The 18,464-nt window shown below is 68.3% G+C and carries 16 protein-coding genes; 14 read left to right on the top strand and 2 right to left on the bottom strand.

Features of this window, described 5'->3' with window-relative positions:
• Positions 1-75: 75 nt before the first annotated feature.
• Together rho and trxA are read right to left on the bottom strand one after the other, a co-directional pair.
• Positions 76-1,335 carry a transcription termination factor Rho gene (gene rho, locus PO78_RS21025; protein WP_040828237.1) on the bottom strand — a complete coding sequence of 420 codons (1,260 nt, stop codon included), beginning with the start codon at positions 1,333-1,335 and terminating at the stop codon, positions 76-78.
• A gap of 178 nt (positions 1,336-1,513) precedes the next feature.
• Positions 1,514-1,840 carry a thioredoxin TrxA gene (gene trxA, locus PO78_RS21020; protein ID WP_004265846.1) on the bottom strand — a complete coding sequence of 109 codons (327 nt, stop codon included), beginning with the start codon at positions 1,838-1,840 and terminating at the stop codon, positions 1,514-1,516.
• 374 nt (positions 1,841-2,214) lie between these two features.
• On the opposite strand from trxA, the gene fdxA reads away from it, so the two are divergent.
• From fdxA to PO78_RS20950, 14 genes are all read left to right on the top strand, one after another.
• Positions 2,215-2,538: a ferredoxin FdxA gene (fdxA, locus tag PO78_RS21015; protein WP_004265844.1), complete on the top strand. Its 324-nt coding sequence runs from the start codon at positions 2,215-2,217 to the stop codon at positions 2,536-2,538.
• Between the two features lie 92 nt (positions 2,539-2,630).
• Positions 2,631-3,080 (top strand): CBS domain-containing protein, encoded by a 450-nt coding sequence (locus tag PO78_RS21010; RefSeq protein ID WP_043746666.1) that lies wholly within the window; start codon positions 2,631-2,633, stop codon positions 3,078-3,080.
• 213 nt (positions 3,081-3,293) lie between these two features.
• Positions 3,294-4,955 (top strand): long-chain-fatty-acid--CoA ligase, encoded by a 1,662-nt coding sequence (locus PO78_RS21005; RefSeq protein WP_043746663.1) that lies wholly within the window; start codon positions 3,294-3,296, stop codon positions 4,953-4,955.
• 328 nt (positions 4,956-5,283) lie between these two features.
• The gene (ilvB, locus tag PO78_RS21000; protein ID WP_012585806.1) at positions 5,284-6,951 is read left to right on the top strand and encodes an acetolactate synthase large subunit; all 1,668 of its coding nucleotides are present in this window, start codon (positions 5,284-5,286) and stop codon (positions 6,949-6,951) included.
• A complete protein-coding gene (gene ilvN, locus PO78_RS20995) occupies positions 6,951-7,268 on the top strand; it encodes an acetolactate synthase small subunit (protein WP_004265834.1) in 318 nt (105 codons plus the stop codon). Before ilvB ends, ilvN begins: the two co-directional genes overlap by 1 nt.
• 95 nt (positions 7,269-7,363) lie before the next feature.
• Positions 7,364-8,494 (top strand): chorismate synthase, encoded by a 1,131-nt coding sequence (gene aroC, locus PO78_RS20990; RefSeq protein ID WP_004265816.1) that lies wholly within the window; start codon positions 7,364-7,366, stop codon positions 8,492-8,494.
• Between the two features lie 87 nt (positions 8,495-8,581).
• On the top strand, positions 8,582-9,751 hold the full coding sequence (locus PO78_RS20985; protein WP_004265815.1) for an MFS transporter: 1,170 nt from the start codon (positions 8,582-8,584) through the stop codon (positions 9,749-9,751).
• A 7-nt stretch (positions 9,752-9,758) separates the two neighbouring features.
• Positions 9,759-10,574, top strand: coding sequence for a M48 family metallopeptidase (locus PO78_RS20980; protein WP_004265813.1), 816 nt, complete (start codon positions 9,759-9,761; stop codon positions 10,572-10,574).
• A 76-nt stretch (positions 10,575-10,650) separates the two neighbouring features.
• On the top strand, positions 10,651-12,057 hold the full coding sequence (leuC, locus tag PO78_RS20975; RefSeq protein ID WP_043746659.1) for a 3-isopropylmalate dehydratase large subunit: 1,407 nt from the start codon (positions 10,651-10,653) through the stop codon (positions 12,055-12,057).
• Between the two features lie 28 nt (positions 12,058-12,085).
• Positions 12,086-12,214: an entericidin A/B family lipoprotein gene (locus PO78_RS20970; RefSeq protein ID WP_043746653.1), complete on the top strand. Its 129-nt coding sequence runs from the start codon at positions 12,086-12,088 to the stop codon at positions 12,212-12,214.
• Complete coding sequence (gene leuD, locus PO78_RS20965; protein WP_004265805.1) at positions 12,214-12,852, top strand: 3-isopropylmalate dehydratase small subunit; 639 nt, start codon at positions 12,214-12,216, stop codon at positions 12,850-12,852. The genes PO78_RS20970 and leuD overlap by 1 nt, the downstream gene beginning before the upstream one ends.
• 36 nt (positions 12,853-12,888) lie before the next feature.
• Positions 12,889-13,953, top strand: a complete 1,065-nt coding sequence (leuB, locus tag PO78_RS20960) for a 3-isopropylmalate dehydrogenase (protein ID WP_004265802.1) — start codon at positions 12,889-12,891, stop codon at positions 13,951-13,953.
• Positions 13,954-14,007: 54 nt separating this feature from the next.
• On the top strand, positions 14,008-15,141 hold the full coding sequence (gene asd, locus PO78_RS20955; protein WP_004265800.1) for an aspartate-semialdehyde dehydrogenase: 1,134 nt from the start codon (positions 14,008-14,010) through the stop codon (positions 15,139-15,141).
• Positions 15,142-15,347: 206 nt separating this feature from the next.
• The gene (locus tag PO78_RS20950) at positions 15,348-18,425 is read left to right on the top strand and encodes a FimV/HubP family polar landmark protein (protein ID WP_043746650.1); all 3,078 of its coding nucleotides are present in this window, start codon (positions 15,348-15,350) and stop codon (positions 18,423-18,425) included.
• Positions 18,426-18,464: the final 39 nt, after the last annotated feature.

Genomic DNA, 18,464 nt, shown 5'->3' with positions numbered 1-18,464 from the left:
CGTCGGCCGCGCACGGCGCGGCCGCACAAGAAAAAACGCCACCTCCAAGGTGGCGTTTTGCTGTCGAGCGCGGAATCAGCCGCGGCCGGTGCGCATCGCGTCGAAGAACTCGGCGTTGCTCTTGGTGGCCTTGACCTTGTCGAGGAGGAATTCCATCGCGTCGATGTCGTCCATGCCGTACAGCAGCTTGCGCAGGATCCACACCTTCTGCAGCACGTCGGCCTTGAGCAGGAGCTCCTCGCGGCGGGTGCCGGAGCGGTTGACGTTGATCGCCGGATACACGCGCTTCTCCGCCATGCGGCGGTCGAGGTGGAGCTCCATGTTGCCGGTGCCCTTGAATTCCTCGTAGATCACGTCGTCCATGCGGCTGCCGGTGTCGACCAGCGTGGTGGCGATGATGGTCAGCGAGCCGCCTTCCTCGATGTTGCGCGCCGCACCGAAGAAGCGCTTGGGCTTCTGCAGCGCGTTGGCGTCGACACCACCGGTGAGCACCTTGCCGGAGGCCGGCACCACGGTGTTGTAGGCGCGCGCCAGACGGGTCAGCGAGTCGAGCAGGATCACCACGTCGTACTTGTGCTCGGTCAGGCGCTTGGCCTTCTCGATCACCATCTCGGCGACCTGCACGTGACGGGTGGCGGGCTCGTCGAAGGTGGAGGCCACGACCTCGCCCTTCACCGATCGCAGCATCTCGGTCACTTCCTCCGGGCGCTCGTCGATCAGCAGCACGATCAGCTTGACGTCGGGATGGTTGGCCGTGATCGCGTGCGCGATGTGCTGCAGCATGACCGTCTTGCCGCTCTTGGGCGGGGCGACGAGCAGGCCGCGCTGGCCCTTGCCGATCGGCGCGATCATGTCGATGATGCGGCTGGTGACGTTCTCCTCGCCACGGACCTCGCGCTCGAGCTTCAGGCACTCCTGCGGATGCAGGGGCGTGAGGTTCTCGAAGAGGATCTTGGTCTTGCACTCTTCCGGCGGCCGCCCGTTGATCTTGTCGAGCTTGGTCAACGCGAAGTAGCGCTCGCCATCCTTGGGCGTGCGGATCTCGCCCTCGATGGTGTCGCCGGTGCGCAGGTTGAAGCGCCGGATCTGCGAGGGCGACACGTAGATGTCGTCCGTCCCCGCGAGATACGAGGTGTCGGGAGAGCGCAGGAAGCCGAAGCCGTCAGGCAGCACTTCGAGTGCGCCGTCGCCACAGATCGGTTCGCCCCTGCGGGCACGGTTGCGCAGCAGCGCGAAGACGAGTTCCTGCTTGCGCAGCCTGTTCGCGCCCTCGACACCGGCGTCCATCGCCATCTGCAGCAGCTGGCTGACGTGCAGGGCCTTGAGTTCGGACAGGTGGAGCGCGGGCGCGTCGGGGTCGCGCGGCGTGGAAGAACCTTCCTCGCCGCCGTTCTCGACGTCGAACAGATCGTCTTCGGTCTGCGGATTCTGGGGGGAATTGCCGTCCCGGTTGCGCGCGCCGCGGCGACGGGCGCGCGAGGAACCGCGGGAACGGGCCGGAGCCTGGTCCGGCTTAGATGTTGCTGTCAATGAAGGCGGTCAGTTGAGATTTGGAAAGGGCGCCCACTTTGGTCGCCTCGACATTGCCGCCCTTGAACAGCATCAGCGTCGGGATGCCGCGGATGCCGTACTTCGCGGGCGTCTCCTGGTTGTCGTCGATGTTGAGCTTGGCGACCTTGAGCTTGCCCGCGTAGTCCTTGGCGACGTCGTCCAGGATCGGCGCGATCATCTTGCAGGGGCCGCACCACTCGGCCCAGTAATCGACCAGGACAGGGGTCTGGGACTGCAGCACTTCATCGTCGAAGTTGCCGTCGGTCACATGGTGGATGTGCTCGCTCATGATTCCTCACTAAGGCTGGCAGGGGGTGGTGACGAAGGCGGAAGCCCTCGTTGCCGGGTAACGGGTGCTGCGGGGTATGGGGTGTTGCGGGGTAATGCGAACGGATGCTGCGTGCGGGAAGGGGCGGACCCCCTGCGATCTCGCCGCGAGCGGGAGGCGCTGCTGCGATGCACGACGATCCAGCGGAAGGAGAGGCCTTCCGTAAAGAAATTTTTCCGAAACTTATGCGATGCCGGGGGCGCCGTCAAGGAAATCGCTGCTGGCGGACGGGCAAGCGCCTGCTTGCCGTGGCAAAAAAGCCAAGGGCTGGTCTATATTGTCCCCCCTTCGGCCAGCCGCAGCGGGTGGCGGCCGATCCTGCCTGGAGAGTCGAGATGACCTACGTCGTTACCGAGCGCTGCATACGCTGCAAATACACCGACTGCGTGGACGTCTGTCCGGTCGACTGTTTCCGCGAGGGGCCCAACTTCCTTGTCATCGATCCGGAGGAGTGCATCGACTGCACCTTGTGCGTGGCCGAGTGTCCGGTCGAGGCGATCTATTCCGAGGACGACGTGCCGGACGACCAGAAGGGTTACATCGCGCTCAACGCCGAACTGGCCAAGCAATGGAAGCCGATCGTCGAGCGCAAGGATCCTCTGCCGGATGCCGACCACTGGGCCCGCATCAAGGGCAAGCTCGGCGAGCTGAAGCGCTGAAGGCACGCCGCGGCTGGCTTTGCGCGCACGCGGCGATGCACTAAGATGGTGAGCGTCATCAAACCTGTAAGTGCAACGGCACGGAGACCGACATGCTGGTGAGCGAGATTCTCGCGATCAAGGGCAAGGTGTTATTCACCATCGGCCCCAACCGACCCATCGCCGAGGCGGTCGAGATCATGAACGAGCAGGACGTCGGCTCGCTGGTCGTGTTCTCGCGTGGCGAGATGGTCGGCATGCTCACCTTCCGGCAGGTGTTGCAGGCGGTGCAGCAGGGCGGGGCGGACTGGCAGGCGCTGCAGGTCGAGGCGGTCATGCTGCGCGAGCCGCGCGTGGCCGCGCCCGACATGGAGATGGACGAGCTGCGCCGGCTGATGGTCGAGCACCACCAGCGCTACCTGCCGGTGATGGACGGCAACACGCTGCTCGGTGTGGTGAGTTTCCACGACGTCGCCAAGGCGGTGCTCGAGGAGCAGAGCTTCGAGAACCGCATGCTCAAGAACTACATCCGCAACTGGCCCGCGGGCGAGGGCGAGGAATAAGCAGCATCGCCGGGCCCCGCGCCCGGCAGCGGCGGTCGAACCGCCGCACCTCCAGGAACGGGCTGCGCCCGTTCGGTCGACACCCACACCAAGATCGGGTGCGGCATGGTTGGAATGAACGGAAGGGCCGCTTGCCCGTCCGACGCCTTGGGAGGGCGGAGCCGGGGCGCCATCGCGGCGCTCCGGCGGTATTTCCAGCAAAAGGAGGAGACCATGGAAAAAATCTGGCTGAAGAGCTACCCCCCGGGCATTCCGGCGGAAATCGACGTCGACGAATTCCGTTCCCTGGGCGACCTGTTCGAGCGCAGCGTGGCGCGCTATGCCGACAAGACCGCCTATCACTGCATGGGCAAGTCGATCACCTACGCGGAGCTCGACGCGCTCAGTGCGCGCTTCGGCGCCTGGCTGCAGGGCGCGCTGGAGCTGCCCCGCGGTGCGCGCGTCGCGCTGATGATGCCCAACGTGCTGCAGTACCCGATCGCGCTCTTCGGCACGCTGCGCGCGGGCTACACGGTGGTCAACGTCAATCCGCTCTACACCGCGCGCGAGCTCGAGCACCAGTTGAAGGACTCCGGCGCCGAGGTCATCGTGATCCTGGAGAACTTCGCCCACACGCTCGAGCATGTGCGGGCGCAGGTGCCGATACGCCAAATCGTGGTCACCAGCCTGGGCGAGATGCTCGGCCTGGTCAAGGGCGCGATCGTGAACTTCGTCGTGCGCAAGGTGCGCAAGCTGGTGCCGCCGTGGCGGCTCGACGGCCACGTGCGCTTTTCCACGGCCTTGCAGCGCGGCGCTGCCCACGAGCTGCAGCCGGCGCAGGTGGGCCATGAGGACGTCGCCTTCCTGCAATACACCGGCGGCACGACCGGAGTGGCCAAGGGGGCCATGCTCACTCATCGCAACGTCATCGCCAACCTGCAGCAGGCGCATGCGTGGATCGCCCCCTACGTGGGCGAGGGCAAGGAAATCATCATCACCGCGCTGCCGCTCTACCACATCTTCTCGCTCACCGCGAACTGCCTCACCTTCCTGAAGATCGGCGCCAAGAACGTGCTGATCCCCAACCCGCGCGACATCCCGGGCTTCATCAAGGAGCTCGGCCAGCACCGCTTCACCGCGATCACCGGGGTCAACACGCTGTTCAACGCACTGCTCAACAACCCCGAGTTCGCCAAGCTCGACTTCTCCACGCTGCGGGTGAGCCTGGGCGGCGGCATGGCGGTGCAGCAGGTGGTCGCCGAGAAGTGGAAGAAGGTCACCGGGGTGTCTCTGGTCGAGGCCTACGGCCTCACCGAGACCTCGCCGGCGGTGACGATCAACCCGCTCGATCTCGCCGAGTTCAATCATTCGATCGGCCTGCCGGTGTCCTCCACCGAGATCAGCATCCGCGACGATGCCGGGCATGAGGTGCCGCTCGGCCAGCGCGGCGAACTCTGCGTGCGCGGTCCGCAGGTCACGCCGGGCTACTGGCAGCGCCCCGAGGAGACCGCGCGAATCTTCACGCACGACGGTTTCCTGCGCACGGGCGACATCGCCACCGTCGAAGAGCGCGGCTTCGTGCGCCTGGTCGATCGCAAGAAGGACATGATCCTGGTGTCCGGCTTCAACGTGTACCCGAACGAGGTCGAGGACGTGGTCGCCGCTCATCCGGGCGTGCTCGAGGTCGCCGCGATCGGCGTACCCGACGAGCGCAGCGGGGAGGCGGTGAAGGTCTTCGTGGTGCGCAAGGATCCGAAGCTGACGGCCGAGGCCCTGATCGCCTTCTGCCGCGAGAACCTCACCGGCTACAAGGTGCCGCACCACGTCGAGTTCCGTGACGAACTGCCCAAGAGCAACGTCGGCAAGATCCTGCGCCGCGAGCTGCGGCCGAAGTGAGCGCGCGCGGGGAGGGCGCAGGCGCCTCCCCGCGCGCGGTCCGGCACGCGAAAATTTTCTTGTGCAGTGCAGCTTTTCGTGATTAAACTCGCCGTCACGTTGTTTACGCTTTCTTGCAGATCCGTTCCAATGTCCGTTTCCGGCCGTCCCTCGCTCCTGTCGCTGGTCGTTGTAGTACGCGTAGTAGGCGTAGGCATGCGCGCGACGTAACGGGACCGGACACTCGAGAATCAGGAATACCAGACCCCCGTCGGCGCGCAAGCCCGGCGGGGGTCTTGCTTTTGTGCCCGCCGGTCCGGCCGTCGAACCCGAAGCCAAGGAGAGCAACATGATGCAAATGACCGGCGCGCAACTGATGGTGCGCCTTCTCGAGCGCCAGGGCGTGCGCACCGTCGCCGGCATTCCCGGCGGCGCGATCCTGCCCTTCTACGATGCGCTCTCGGGCAGCGAGCACATCCACCACGTGCTCGCCCGCCACGAGCAGGGCGCGGGCTTCATCGCCCAGGGCATGGCGCGCGTCTCGGGCGTGCCGCAGGTGTGCATCGCCTCGAGCGGTCCGGGCGCGACCAACCTGGTCACCGCGATCGCCGACGCCTGCCTGGATTCCATCCCGATGGTCGTCATCACCGGGCAGGTGCCGCAGGCGATGATCGGCACCGACGCCTTCCAGGAGGTCGACATCTATGGCATCACGGTGCCGATCACCAAGCACAACTTCCTCGTCCGCTCGGCGCAGGAGCTGCTCGAGGTCATTCCGGACGCCTTCCGCATCGCCATGTCCGGCCGTCCCGGCCCGGTGCTGATCGACGTGCCCAAGGACGTGCAGAACCAGCTCGTCGCCGTCGCGGAGTTTCCCGCCCCGGCGGTCGCCGATCCGGCCCCGCAGCTCGACCTGGCGGCGGTGGAGCTGGCGGCGAAGATGATCAACGAGGCCGAGCAGCCGGTGCTCTACCTCGGCGGCGGGGTGGTCGCCTCCGGCGCCGCGCCGCTGGCGGTGCAGCTGGCCGAGCAGGCCGGCCTGCCCACCACGATGACGCTGATGGCGCTCGGTGCGATGCCGATGGACCACCCGCTGTCGATCGGCATGCTCGGCATGCACGGCGCGCGCTACACCAACTTCGTGCTCGAGGAGGCCGATGTGCTGGTGTGCGTGGGCGCACGCTTCGACGACCGCGCGATCGGCCGCGCCGCGCAGTTCTGCCCGAACGCGAAGATCGTCCACATCGACATCGACCGCTCCGAGCTGCACAAGATCAAGAACGCCCACGTCGCCATCCACGCCAACGTCAAGTGCGCGCTCGAGGCGCTGCTGCCGCGCGTGCAGGCGACCTTGCGCAAGCGCTGGCTGTCGCATGTCGACAGCCTGAAGACGCGCTTCCCGATGCAGTTCCCCGGCCAGGACGACCCGCGCACCCACTACGGCCTGATCCAGGCGGTCGCCGCCGCGCTCGACGACCGCGCCATCGTCGCCACCGACGTCGGCCAGCATCAGATGTGGGTGGCGCAGGCCTATCCCTTCCGTCGGCCGCGCCAGTGGCTCACCTCGGGCGGCCTGGGCACGATGGGCTTCGGCCTGCCGAGCGCGCTCGGCGCCGCGCTCGCCGAGCCCGGGCGCACCGTGGTCTGCTTCACCGGCGACGGCAGCTTCAAGATGAACATCCAGGAGCTTGCGACGCTGGCCGAGGAGGGTCTGAACGTCAAGATCGTGCTGATGAACAACAACGCGCTCGGCCTGGTGTACCAGCAGCAGACGCTGTTCTACGGTCAGCGCCTGTTCGCTTCGAAGTACCGCACCGAGCCCGACTTCGTGAAGATCGCCGAGGGCTTCGGCGTGCCGGCGGTGGATCTCGATCTCGCCGACAATCCGCGCGCCGCGCTCGCCGAGGCGCTGCACCGCCCCGGTCCGTGCCTGATCCACGCGACGATCGACCGCGAACAATTCGTCTACCCCATGGTGCCGCCGGGTGCCGCCAACACCGAGATGATCGGAGGCTGATGATGATCGAACAGGTTTCCGACCCGCTGCCGCAAGCCGGCTATGCCAAGGTCGTTCTGGAACTGGATGTGAACAACCACCCCGGGGTGATGAGCCACATCTGCAACCTCTTCGCGCGTCGCGCGTTCAACGTCGAGGGCATCCTGTGCATGCCGGTGTCCGACGGCAAGCGCTCGCGCATCTGGCTGCTGGTGTTCGAGGACCAGCGCCTCGAGCAGATGGTGCGCCAGCTCGAGAAGCTCGAGGACGTGCTCAATGTGCGCCGGCATGGCGCCGAGCACGAGGTCTTCGAGCGCCTGGAGGGCTTCTTCCACTGAGGGGCGGCGCTCCGGCGCCCAAGCAGAAGGGGACGGCACGCGTGCTAGACTCGCGACCCGTCCCCGTTCCGTCATCGCGATCAGGCAGGAAATCCATGTCCGGCAACACCCTCGGCACGCTCTTCACCGTCACCTCCTTCGGGGAATCCCACGGCCCGGCGATCGGCTGCATCGTCGATGGCTGCCCGCCGGGACTGGCGATCTGCGAGGCAGACATCCAGGCCGAGCTCGACCGCCGCAAGCCGGGCACCTCGCGCCACGTCACCCAGCGCCGCGAGCCCGACACCGTCGAGATCCTCTCCGGCGTGTTCGAGGGCGTCACCACCGGCACCCCGATCTCGCTGCTGATCCGCAACCAGGACCAGCGCAGCAAGGACTACGGCAACATCGCCGACACCTTCCGCCCCGGCCACGCCGACTACGCCTACCTGCAGAAGTACGGCCTGCGCGACCATCGTGGCGGCGGGCGCTCGTCGGCGCGCGAGACCGCGGTGCGGGTGGCGGCCGGCGCGATCGCGAAGAAGTGGCTGAAGGAGCGCCACGGCATCGTCATCCGCGCCTGCATGGGTGCGCTCGGCCCGATCGAGATTCCCTTCGTGTCCTGGGACGAGGTCGACGGCAACCCCTTCTTCGCGCCCAACGCCGCGATCGTGCCCGAGCTCGAGGCCTTCATGGACGCGCTGCGCAAGTCGGGCGACTCGATCGGCGCGCGCATCGACGTGGTCGCCAGCGGCGTCCCGGTCGGCTGGGGCGAGCCGGTGTATGGCCGCCTGGACGCCGACATCGCCTATGCGATGATGGGCATCAACGCGGTCAAGGGCGTGGAGATCGGCGCCGGGTTCAAGTCGGTCGCGCAGCGCGGCACCGAGCACGGCGACGAGATGACGCCCGCGGGCTTCCTGTCCAATCATGCGGGCGGCGTGCTCGGTGGCATCTCCACCGGGCAGGACATTCTCGCCAGCATCGCGATCAAGCCGACCTCGAGCATCCGCCTCGAGCGTCGCTCGATCGACCGCGCAGGCAATCCCGTCATGGTCGCCACCGAGGGTCGCCACGACCCCTGCGTGGGCATCCGCGCGACGCCGATCGCCGAATCCATGCTCGCACTGGTGCTGATCGACCACGCGCTGCGCCATCGCGCGCAGTGCGGCGACGTGCGCACCGACACCCCGCGCATCCCGGCGCTCGCGCCCGCAGGGAGCCAGCGCCTGCCTTCGCCGCGCTGAGGCGATGCGGGCAGGGCGGGGCGGTGCGGGGCGCCGCCCGGACGCAGGGGCTGGAGGGGGTGAGCGCGCGTACCCGGAGTGGGCGCGATGATTCCCTACTGGCGCCTGTCGGCGTACTACTTCTTCTACTTCGCCTTCGTCGGCGCGTTCTCGCCCTACTTCACGCTCTACCTGCAGTCGATCGCGCTGTCGGCCACCGACATCGCGCTGCTGATGTCGCTGATGCAGCTGATGCGCGTGCTGGCTCCCAACCTGTGGGGCTGGCTGGCGGAACGCCTGGGGATGCGCATCGCGATCGTGCGTCTGTCGGCGCTCGCCAGCCTGGCGGGCTTCTCGGTGTTCTTCCTGACCACCGAGTTCGCCGGGCTGTTCGCCGCGATGGCGCTGATGGCCTTCTTCTGGAGCGCGGTGCTGCCGCTGATCGAGGGTCTCGCCTTCGCCCACCTCGGCGAGGCTTCGCACCGCTATGGCCGCATCCGCGTGTGGGGCTCGGTCGGCTTCATCGTCGCCGTGCTCGCGCTCGGGCATTCGCTCGACCGCCTGCCGATCGAGGCGGTGCTGTGGATCACCATGTCCATCCTCGTCGGCATCGTGCTGTGCAGCTTCATCGTCCCCGAGGCGCCGCGCCCGCCGCTGCAGCGCGACGCCGCGAGCTTTGGCGACACCCTGCGCCGTCCCGAGGTGCGTGCCCTGCTCGGCGCCTGCTTCCTGATGTCGGCGGCACACGGCGCGCTCTACGTGTTCTATTCGATCCACCTGGTCGGCATGGGTTACGACAAGGGCGTGGTGGGCTGGATGTGGACGCTGGGGGTGCTCGCCGAGATCGGGGTCTTCATGTGGATGCCGCGCATCTCGGTGCGCTTTTCGCTGCGTGCGATCCTGCTGTTCTCCTTCGCCTGCGCGGTGGCGCGCTTCCTGATGATCGGCTGGGGCGCGCACAGCCTGGCGCTGCTGCTGCTCGCCCAGGTTCTGCACGGCGCCACCTTCGGCGCCTACCACGCCGCGGCGATCGCGGTGGTCAACGAGTGGTTTCCGGGCCGCCTGCAGTCGCGCGGCCAGGCGCTCTACGGCAGCATCTCCTTCGGGGCCGGCGGCATGCTGGGCGGCTTGCTGAGCGGTTACACCTGGGAGGGCATCGGGCCGGCGTGGACGTATACGATCGGCTCCGGCTTCGCGCTCGCCGGCCTGCTCTGGTTGCTGCTGGGCTGGAAAGGGGAACCCCGCCCCGCGCACGCACTCCACGAACCGAGGAGGTAATCGACCCATGCAATCCATCTTCAAGATCGCCCTGCCGGTGCTGCTCGCCGGCACCATCGCCACCGCCTGCCAGACCGTGCAGACCACGCACGGCGGCGCGGTCGGCGTGCAGCGCTCGCAGCTGATGATGGTCTCGGCGCAGGAGGTCGAACAGGCCTCGAACCAGCAGTACCAGCAGATGGTCGCCGAGGCGCGGAGCAAGAACGCGCTCGATCGCGACCCCGCCACCGTGCAGCGCGTGCGCCGCATCGTCTCGCGGCTCGCCGCGCAGACCGGCGCCTTCCGCACCGATGCCCCGTCGTGGTCCTGGGAGGTGCATGTGTTCAGCTCGAGCGAGCTCAACGCCTGGTGCATGGCCGGCGGCAAGATGGCGATCTACACGGGGCTGATCGAGCGCCTCGCGCTCACCGACGACGAGATCGCCGCGGTGATGGGCCACGAGATCGCGCATGCGCTGCGTGAGCACGCGCGCGAGCGGGTGTCGAAGTCGATGGCGACCGGGCTGGGCATCTCGGTCGCGGGCGCCCTGCTCGGCGTCGGCCAGCTCGGCCAGGACCTCATGGGCCAGGTTGCCAAGGTGACCTTCGAGCTGCCCAACTCGCGCGAGCACGAGACCGAGGCGGACCGCATGGGCGTGGAACTCGCCGCACGCGCCGGCTACGATCCGCGTGCCGCGGTGACGCTGTGGAACAAGATGGCCGGACAGTCGGCCGGCGCGCCGCCGCAGTGGCTGTCCACCCACCCCTCGCATGCGACGCGGCAGCGCGACCTGGCAGAGTACGCCGCACGCGTGATCCCGCTCTACGAGGGCGCGCGGCGCTGAGGGCGGGGCGTGCCTACACAGTTTTGCAGGCTTTGTGAAATAATCGATCCCTTTTTCAGACGCGGAACACTCCGGGATGAAAGCTCAAACGCTGTATGAAAAGCTCTGGTCCAGCCACGTGGTCCACGAGGAGGCCGACGGCACGGCGCTGATCTACATCGATCGCCACCTGGTGCACGAAGTGACCAGCCCGCAGGCCTTCGAAGGCCTCAAGCTCGCCGGGCGCAAGCCCTGGCGCGTCGGCTCCATCGTCGCCACCGCCGACCACAACACGCCCACCGACCACTGGGACCTGGGCATCCAGGACCCGGTGTCGCGCCAGCAGGTCGAGACGCTGGACGCCAACATCCGCGAGGTCGGCTCGCTCGCCTATTTCCCGTTCAAGGACGCGCGCCAGGGCATCGTGCACGTGATCGGGCCGGAGAACGGCGCCACGCTGCCGGGCATGACCGTCGTCTGCGGCGACTCCCACACCTCCACGCACGGCGCCTTCGGCTGCCTTGCGCACGGCATCGGCACCTCCGAGGTCGAGCACGTGCTCGCCACCCAATGCCTGCTGCAGAAGAAGTCCAGGACCCTGCTGATCCGCGTCGACGGCCAGCTCGGCCGCGGCGTCACCGCCAAGGACGTGGTGCTCGCCATCATCGGCAGGATCGGCACCGCCGGCGGCACCGGCTACGCGATGGAGTTCGGCGGCAGCGCCATCCGCGCGCTGTCGATGGAAGGCCGCATGACGATCTGCAACATGGCGATCGAGGCGGGCGCGCGCGCCGGGCTGGTCGGCGTGGACGAGACCACCATCGAATACCTGAAGGATCGCCCCTTCTCGCCCAAGGGCGCGCAGTGGGAGCAGGCGGTCGACTACTGGCGCAGCCTGCACAGCGACGAGGGCGCCGAGTTCGACAAGATCATCGAACTCAAGGCCGAAGACATCCTGCCGCAGGTCACCTGGGGCACCTCGCCCGAGATGGTCACCACGGTCGACGGCCGTGTGCCCGATCCCGCCGCCGTCACCGACCCGGTGCGCCGCGAGGGCATCGAGCGCGCGCTCAAGTACATGGGCCTCACGGCCAACACCCCGATCACCGACATCCCGGTCGACCAGGTCTTCATCGGCTCGTGCACCAACTCGCGCATCGAGGATTTGCGTGAGGCTGCCGCGGTGGCCAAGGGCCGCAGCAAGGCCGCCAGCGTCAAGCGCGTGCTGGTGGTGCCGGGCTCCGGCCTGGTCAAGCGCCAGGCCGAGGCGGAGGGCCTGCACGAGATCTTCCTCGCCGCCGGCTTCGAGTGGCGCGAGCCGGGCTGTTCGATGTGTCTGGCGATGAACGCCGACCGCCTCGAGCCTGGCGAGCGCTGCGCCTCGACCTCGAACCGCAACTTCGAGGGCCGTCAGGGCGCGGGCGGGCGTACTCACCTGGTGAGTCCGGCGATGGCCGCCGCCGCCGCGGTCACCGGCCGCTTCACCGACGTGCGCGCGCTCTGAGCGGGCGTTCCGGACAGAGGAGAAGGCAATGAAGAAACTCGCATTGGTCGCCGCCGCGCTCGTCGCCGGCTTCGTCTCCATGGCCTGCAACACGGTGCAGGGCGTCGGCAAGGACATCGAAAGGGGTGGCGAGGCCATCCAGAGGGCAGTCAAATAATGAAGCCGTTTACCCAGCTCGACGGGCTGGTCGCGCCGCTCGACCGCGCCAACGTCGATACCGACGCGATCATCCCCAAGCAGTTCCTCAAGTCGATCAAGCGCAGCGGCTTCGGCCCCAACGCCTTCGACGAGTGGCGCTACCTCGACGTCGGCCAGCCCGGCGCGGACAACAGCAAGCGTCCGCTCAACCCCGACTTCGTGCTCAACCAGGCGCGCTACCAGGGCGCGCAGATCCTCCTCACCCGCGACAACTTCGGTTGCGGCAGCTCGCGCGAGCACGCGCCGTGGGCGCTCGAGGACTACGGCTTTCGCGTGCTGATCGGGCCGAGCTTCGCCGACATCTTCTTCAACAACAGCTTCAAGAACGGCCTGCTGCCGATCAAGCTGGATGCCGCAGAGGTCGACGAGCTGTTCCGCCAGTGCGAGGCCAGCGAGGGCTACCGCCTGAAGGTCGACCTCGCCGCGCAGACGATCACCCGCCCGGACGGCAAGTCGATCGCCTTCGACATCGACCCCTTCCGCAAGGAATGCCTGCTCAACGGCTGGGACGACATCGGCCTCACGCTGCGCCACGCCGACAAGATCCGCGCCTTTGAAGAGCAGCGCCGCGCCCAACACCCTTATTACTTTGCCTGAGCCGGCCTGGCTCACCGAACCGAGGAAAACGATCCGATGAAGATTTGCGTGCTGCCGGGTGACGGCATCGGCCCCGAGATCATGGCGCAGGCCGTGCGCGTGCTGAACGCGCTCGATCTCCAGTTCGAGATGGAAGAGGCCCTGGTGGGCGGCTGCGCTGTAGATGCCACCGGCAATCCGCTGCCCGAGGCCACCCTCCAACTGGCGCGCGCAGCCGACGCCATCCTGCTCGGCGCGGTCGGCGGCCCGAAGTGGGACAGCCACCCGCGCAACCAGCGCCCCGAGCTCGGTCTGCTCGGCATCCGCAAGGAGCTGGCCCTGTTCGCCAACCTGCGCCCCGCGATCCTGTATCCGGAACTGGCCAACGCCTCGACGCTCAAGCCCGAGATCGTCGCCGGCCTGGACATCCTGATCGTGCGCGAACTGACCGGCGACATCTACTTCGGCCAGCCGCGCGGCATCGAGCTGCGCGAGGTCAATGGCGAATCGCAGCGCGTCGGCTGGAACACCATGATTTATGCCGAGTACGAGATCCGCCGCATCCTGCGCGTGGCCTTCGAGGCCGCGATGAAGCGCGGCAAGCGCCTGTGCTCGGTCGACAAGATGAACGTGCTTGAGACCACCCAGCTGTGGCGCGACATCGCGATCGAGGTGAGCAAGGAGTTCCCCGAGGTCGAGCTCACCCACATGCTGGTCGACAACGCCGCGATGCAGTTGGTGCGCAACCCCAAGCAGTTCGACGTGATGGTCACCGGCAACATGTTCGGCGACATCCTGTCCGACGAGGCCTCGATGCTCACCGGCTCGATCGGCATGCTGCCCTCGGCCTCGCTCAACGCCGACAACAAGGGCATGTACGAGCCCTCGCACGGCTCCGCGCCCGACATCGCCGGCAAGGATCTCGCCAACCCGCTCGCCACCATCCTGTCGGCGGCGATGATGCTGCGCTATACCTTCAATCAGGAGGCCGCTGCCCAGCGCATCGAGCGCGCGGTCAAGAAGGTGCTGGCCCAGGGCTATCGTACCGGCGACATCTACGAGCCGGGCACGAAGCGCGTCGGCACCCGCGAGATGGGCGACGCCGTGCTCGCAGCGCTGTAAGCTCGCGCGCTGGCAAGGCTTTTTCGAAGAACGTTTTTGTTGAGAGTGATGAACATGAATCGAGTCGGTCTGGTTGGCTGGCGTGGCATGGTCGGTTCCGTGCTGATGCAGCGGATGGTGGAGGAGGGCGACTTTGCCTTCATCGAGCCGGTTTATTTTTCCACCTCGAACGCCGGCGGCAAGGCGCCGTCCTTCGGCGGCAAGGAAGCGGCCGCGCCGCTGCAGGACGCCAGCAACATCGACGCGCTGAAGTCCTGCGATATCGTGATCACCTGCCAAGGCGGCGACTACACCAAGGAAGTCTTCCCCAAGCTGCGCGCCACCGGCTGGAACGGCCACTGGATCGACGCCGCCTCGGCGCTGCGCATGAACGACGACGCGGTGATCATCCTCGACCCGGTCAACCGCAACGTCATCGATGCCGCGCTCGCCAAGGGCGGGCGCAACTGGATCGGCGGCAACTGCACCGTGTCGCTGATGCTGATGGGCCTGGGCGGCCTGTTCAGGCACGGCCTGGTGGAGTGGATCTCGGCGATGACCTACCAGGCGGCCTCGGGCGCCGGCGCGCAGAACATGCGCGAACTCATCAGCCAGATGGGCACCATCCACGACTCGGTCAAGGACCTGCTCGCCGACCCGGCCTCGGCCATCCTCGAGATCGACCGCAAGGTTGCCGAAACCATGCGCTCGGACGCCTTCCCGAAGAAGAACTTCCGCAACACCCCGCTCGCCGGCAGCCTCATCCCGTGGATCGACGTCCCGGTCGAGCACGGCCAGAGCAAGGAAGAATGGAAGGGCGGCGCCGAGTGCAACAAGATCCTCGGCAACCCGGCCTTCCGCACCCCGGGCTCGATCCCGATCGACGGCCTGTGCGTGCGCATCGGGGCGATGCGCTGCCACTCGCAGGCGCTCACCATCAAGCTCAAGAAGGACGTACCGCTCGACGAGATCACCGAGATCATCGCCGGTGCCAACCCGTGGGTGAAGGTGGTGCCCAACGACCGCGAGATCACCGAGCGCGAGCTCACGCCGACCGCTGTCACCGGCACGCTCACCGTCCCGGTCGGCCGCCTGCACAAGATGGCGATGGGTCCCGAGTACCTCGGCGCCTTCACCGTCGGCGACCAGCTGCTGTGGGGGGCGGCAGAGCCGCTGCGCCGCATGCTGCGCATCCTGCTCGAGCGCTGAGCGTTTCGCGGCAGTCTGGCAAGGGGGGCGAAAGCCCCCCTTTTTGTTGCGAACTCGTGTCGAAAGGCGGTATTTCGTCACACCGGACGGGTACGAATCAGGCCCGGCTAATGCGATGCAAGCCGGGAAATGCTAGATTCCTAGGCCAGACGCGGTGAAATCGACCGTGATGCTCCGTTGCGGGGGAACGAGTTTTGAGATCCAAAATGACAAAATCGGTCCGGGCTTCCCTGCTCGCCCTCTCCATCGCCGCGCTTCCGCTGTCCGTGCAGGCGGCCGGGCTCGGTCAGATCAACGTCCTCAGCGGATTGGGTCAGCCGCTGCGCGCCGAGATCCAGATCTCCGCCAGCGCGCAGGAACTGCAGTCGCTGAGCGCCCGCATCGCCTCGGCAGACGCGTTCCGGCGTGCGAACCTGAGCTACGGCTCCGCGGTGAGCACGATCCGCGTCAGCGTGGATACGCGCGCCGCGCGTCCCGTCGTCCGTCTCACCAGCGACCGGCCGATCAACGATCCCTTCGTCGACCTGCTCGTCGAGCTCGACTGGGCGGGCGGCAATCTGGTGCGCGAATACACCTTCCTGCTCGATCCGGTCGAGCTCTCCGCCCCGCGACCGCTTGCGGCGGCGATCGAGACTCCAGCGGCGCGGCCCGTGCGCGGCGCGCCACGCGCCGCCGTGGCGGCGCCCGCGCCGATGCGTGCCGCGCCCGTCGCGCCCGCGCCCGCCGACACCTGGACGGTGCGGCGCGGCGACACCATGCACCGCATCGCGAGCGCGAATGCGCACCCCGGCACCACGCTCGACCAGATGCTGATCGCGCTGCTGCGCGCGAACCCCCAGGCCTTCGACGGCGGCAACATCAACCGTTTGCGCGCCGGAACGGTCCTCAATGTCCCCGGCGCCGATGCGGTGCGCGCCATCGACGCCGGCGAGGCGCGCCGCGAGATCCGCGCCCAGGCCGCCGACTTCGACGCCTACCGGCGCGGCCTCGCGACTTCGGTCGCGGCACGCGCGCCCGAACCCGCCGCTGTACAGGAGAGCGGCGGACGTATCGTGCCGCGCGTCCAGGAGCCCGCCGCGGCGACCGAGGCGGGCGACAAGGTGACGGTCTCGCGCAGCGACACCGGTGCGGACGCGGGCGGAGAGGCGCGCCTGCAGGTGTTGGAAGAAGAACTCACCACGCGTTCGAAGGCGCTCGAGGAGGCCAACGAGCGTCTTGTCCGGCTCGAGCGCAGCATTCGCGACCTGCAGCGCCTGCTCGAGGTGCAGAGCGGCACCATGGGCCAGTTGCAGGCCTCGTCCGGCGCGCCCGCCCAGAGCGTGGCGGCGGCCGAAGCACCCGTCGTGACCCCGCCAGTCGAGGCGGCCAAGGCACTACCGGCCCCTGCGGCCGTGCCGGGCCCTGTGGCCGAATCCGCCCCGGCGCCTGCGCCGGCCGCGCCTCCGGTGTCGGCGCCTGCGCCTGCGCCGGCTCCGGCGCCCGCGCCCAAGCCGCCCGCCGCGCCGGCCGCGGCAGTCGAGCCCGCAGCCGCACCCGGCTTCGTCGATACCCTGATGGAGGATCCGACCCTGCTCTACGGCGGTGGTGGCATCCTCGCGCTGTTGCTCGCCTACGCAGGCCTGAAGGCGCGCCAGCGCCGCAAGGAAGAAGAGATCCGTGCTGCCGAGGCCGCCCTCGGTGCCGCCTCGGTGGGCAGCAGCGGCCAGAGCGTGTTCGCGGGCACCGGCGGCCAGAGCGTCGATACCGGTGCCACCAGCATCATGCACACCGACTTCAGCCATTCCGGGCTGTCCTCGATCGATACCGACGAGGGCGTGGACCCGGTGGCCGAGGCGGACGTCTACATGGCCTACGGTCGTGACGCGCAGGCAGAGGAAATCCTGCAGGATGCCCTCAAGGCCGATCCGGGCCGGGCCGCGATCCATCTCAAGCTGCTCGAGATCTATGCCCAGCGCCGCAGCACGCGCCAGTTCGAGACCGTGGCGAGCGAGCTTTTCGCACGCTCCGGCGGCCAGGGGCGCGACTGGGAGAAGGCTGCTGCGCTGGGGCGCCGGCTCGATCCGGAGAATCCGCTCTACGCTGCGGAGCGTGGCGACACGGGTGCGCAGCGCGCGCCGCAGGGCGAGCCCGCGGTGGCGCCGACGGTCGCTGCGGCAGCGGGCGTCGCTGTCGCAGGCGCCGTCGCGACCGCAGCCGAGGCCGCACCGACCGGGCCGGAGCTGGCCTCGCTCGATTTCACCGCGGCGGCCGCTGCGCAGCCCAGCCACTCGCAGATGCGCGACACGTGGACATTGCCGGGAGAGCTGAACAAGTTCGCCTCGGGCGAGCGTGAGGGTCCGGCAGGCGAGCCAGCCGGAGAGGGGGCGCCGGCTGCGCCCCTGGCCGACGAGATCCCCTTCGACACCGGTGCGCTCGACTTCGAGCTCGACCTCGCGGATGACACGCCCACCGCGATGCCCGACCTGTCGGCGACCACGCCCGGCCTCGGTCGCGAGTTCGATCTCACCCTGGAAGCCGCGGACGAGGAGCCGCCTCCCCCGGCCCCAGCTTTCATTCCCGTTTCCGAGCCGGCCACTGATGGCGGTCTGACCTTCGACCTCGATCTCGGCGAGCCCGACGAGCCCTTCGAGGCCGCGGCGCGCGAGCCGCAGCCGGCCAGCCCCGCCGCGATCGAAGCCGCATCCGCACCCGAGGCGTTCGCCTCCGCGCCGACGATCTCGGTGGAAGACTCCGGCACGATCAGCAACCTCGACTTCGAGCTCCCCGGCATGGAGGCTCCGGGCGGCGAGGCCTTCGATCTCGATGCGACCGTGGTCAGCGCCACCGGCACGCTCGACGACGAGCTCGCGCCGCCGCCGGCGGCCCCTGCGGGCACGGCCGACGAGGCCGTGGTCGACCTCGAGAAGACCGCCTTCGACTCCAGCCTGCTCGACTTCGACTTCGAGCTCGACGCACCGGCGACCCCGACCCAGGCCGCGGTGCCGGCCGGGCTCGACCTGACCTCGATCGATCTCGACCTCGAGGCGCTGCCCGCCGAAGCCGGTGCCGCGTTCGATGCGGTGCCGTTCTCGGTGGCCGACACCCAGTTCGACCAGCCGGCCGCAGGCGGCGCGGAAGCGCCGGGGTCGATGAACGAGGAGGCCGAGACCAAGCTCGAACTGGCCCGCGCCTACGAGGAGATGGGCGACAAGGAAGGTGCGCTCGAATTGCTCGAGGAAGTGGTCGCCGAGGGGACGCCGCGACAGCAGACCACGGCCCGCGATATGATCGCGCGCCTGGGCTGAACGCCCCCGCCGGCAGGCCGCCACGAGCGCGGGCTCGCG

Origin of the sequence: Thauera sp. SWB20 (assembly GCF_000831325.1) — a bacterium.
GTDB lineage: Bacteria > Pseudomonadota > Gammaproteobacteria > Burkholderiales > Rhodocyclaceae > Thauera > Thauera aminoaromatica.
The sequence above is the reverse complement of the archived record's forward strand: the minus strand, read 5'-3'. Positions and strand labels throughout refer to the sequence as shown.

What these genes read in the sequence shown, in the direction of transcription:
- asd (WP_004265800.1), top strand. Translation starts at nt 14,008, where the DNA reads ATGAATCGAGTCGGTCTGGTTGGCTGGCGTGGCATGGTCGGTTCCGTG.
- trxA (WP_004265846.1), bottom strand. Translation starts at nt 1,840, where the DNA reads ATGAGCGAGCACATCCACCATGTGACCGACGGCAACTTCGACGATGAA.
- ilvB (WP_012585806.1), top strand. Translation starts at nt 5,284, where the DNA reads ATGATGCAAATGACCGGCGCGCAACTGATGGTGCGCCTTCTCGAGCGC.
- PO78_RS20950 (WP_043746650.1), top strand. Translation starts at nt 15,348, where the DNA reads ATGACAAAATCGGTCCGGGCTTCCCTGCTCGCCCTCTCCATCGCCGCG.
- leuC (WP_043746659.1), top strand. Translation starts at nt 10,651, where the DNA reads ATGAAAGCTCAAACGCTGTATGAAAAGCTCTGGTCCAGCCACGTGGTC.
- leuD (WP_004265805.1), top strand. Translation starts at nt 12,214, where the DNA reads ATGAAGCCGTTTACCCAGCTCGACGGGCTGGTCGCGCCGCTCGACCGC.
- PO78_RS21005 (WP_043746663.1), top strand. Translation starts at nt 3,294, where the DNA reads ATGGAAAAAATCTGGCTGAAGAGCTACCCCCCGGGCATTCCGGCGGAA.
- PO78_RS20970 (WP_043746653.1), top strand. Translation starts at nt 12,086, where the DNA reads ATGAAGAAACTCGCATTGGTCGCCGCCGCGCTCGTCGCCGGCTTCGTC.
- PO78_RS20985 (WP_004265815.1), top strand. Translation starts at nt 8,582, where the DNA reads ATGATTCCCTACTGGCGCCTGTCGGCGTACTACTTCTTCTACTTCGCC.
- fdxA (WP_004265844.1), top strand. Translation starts at nt 2,215, where the DNA reads ATGACCTACGTCGTTACCGAGCGCTGCATACGCTGCAAATACACCGAC.
- PO78_RS20980 (WP_004265813.1), top strand. Translation starts at nt 9,759, where the DNA reads ATGCAATCCATCTTCAAGATCGCCCTGCCGGTGCTGCTCGCCGGCACC.
- PO78_RS21010 (WP_043746666.1), top strand. Translation starts at nt 2,631, where the DNA reads ATGCTGGTGAGCGAGATTCTCGCGATCAAGGGCAAGGTGTTATTCACC.
- ilvN (WP_004265834.1), top strand. Translation starts at nt 6,951, where the DNA reads ATGATGATCGAACAGGTTTCCGACCCGCTGCCGCAAGCCGGCTATGCC.
- aroC (WP_004265816.1), top strand. Translation starts at nt 7,364, where the DNA reads ATGTCCGGCAACACCCTCGGCACGCTCTTCACCGTCACCTCCTTCGGG.
- leuB (WP_004265802.1), top strand. Translation starts at nt 12,889, where the DNA reads ATGAAGATTTGCGTGCTGCCGGGTGACGGCATCGGCCCCGAGATCATG.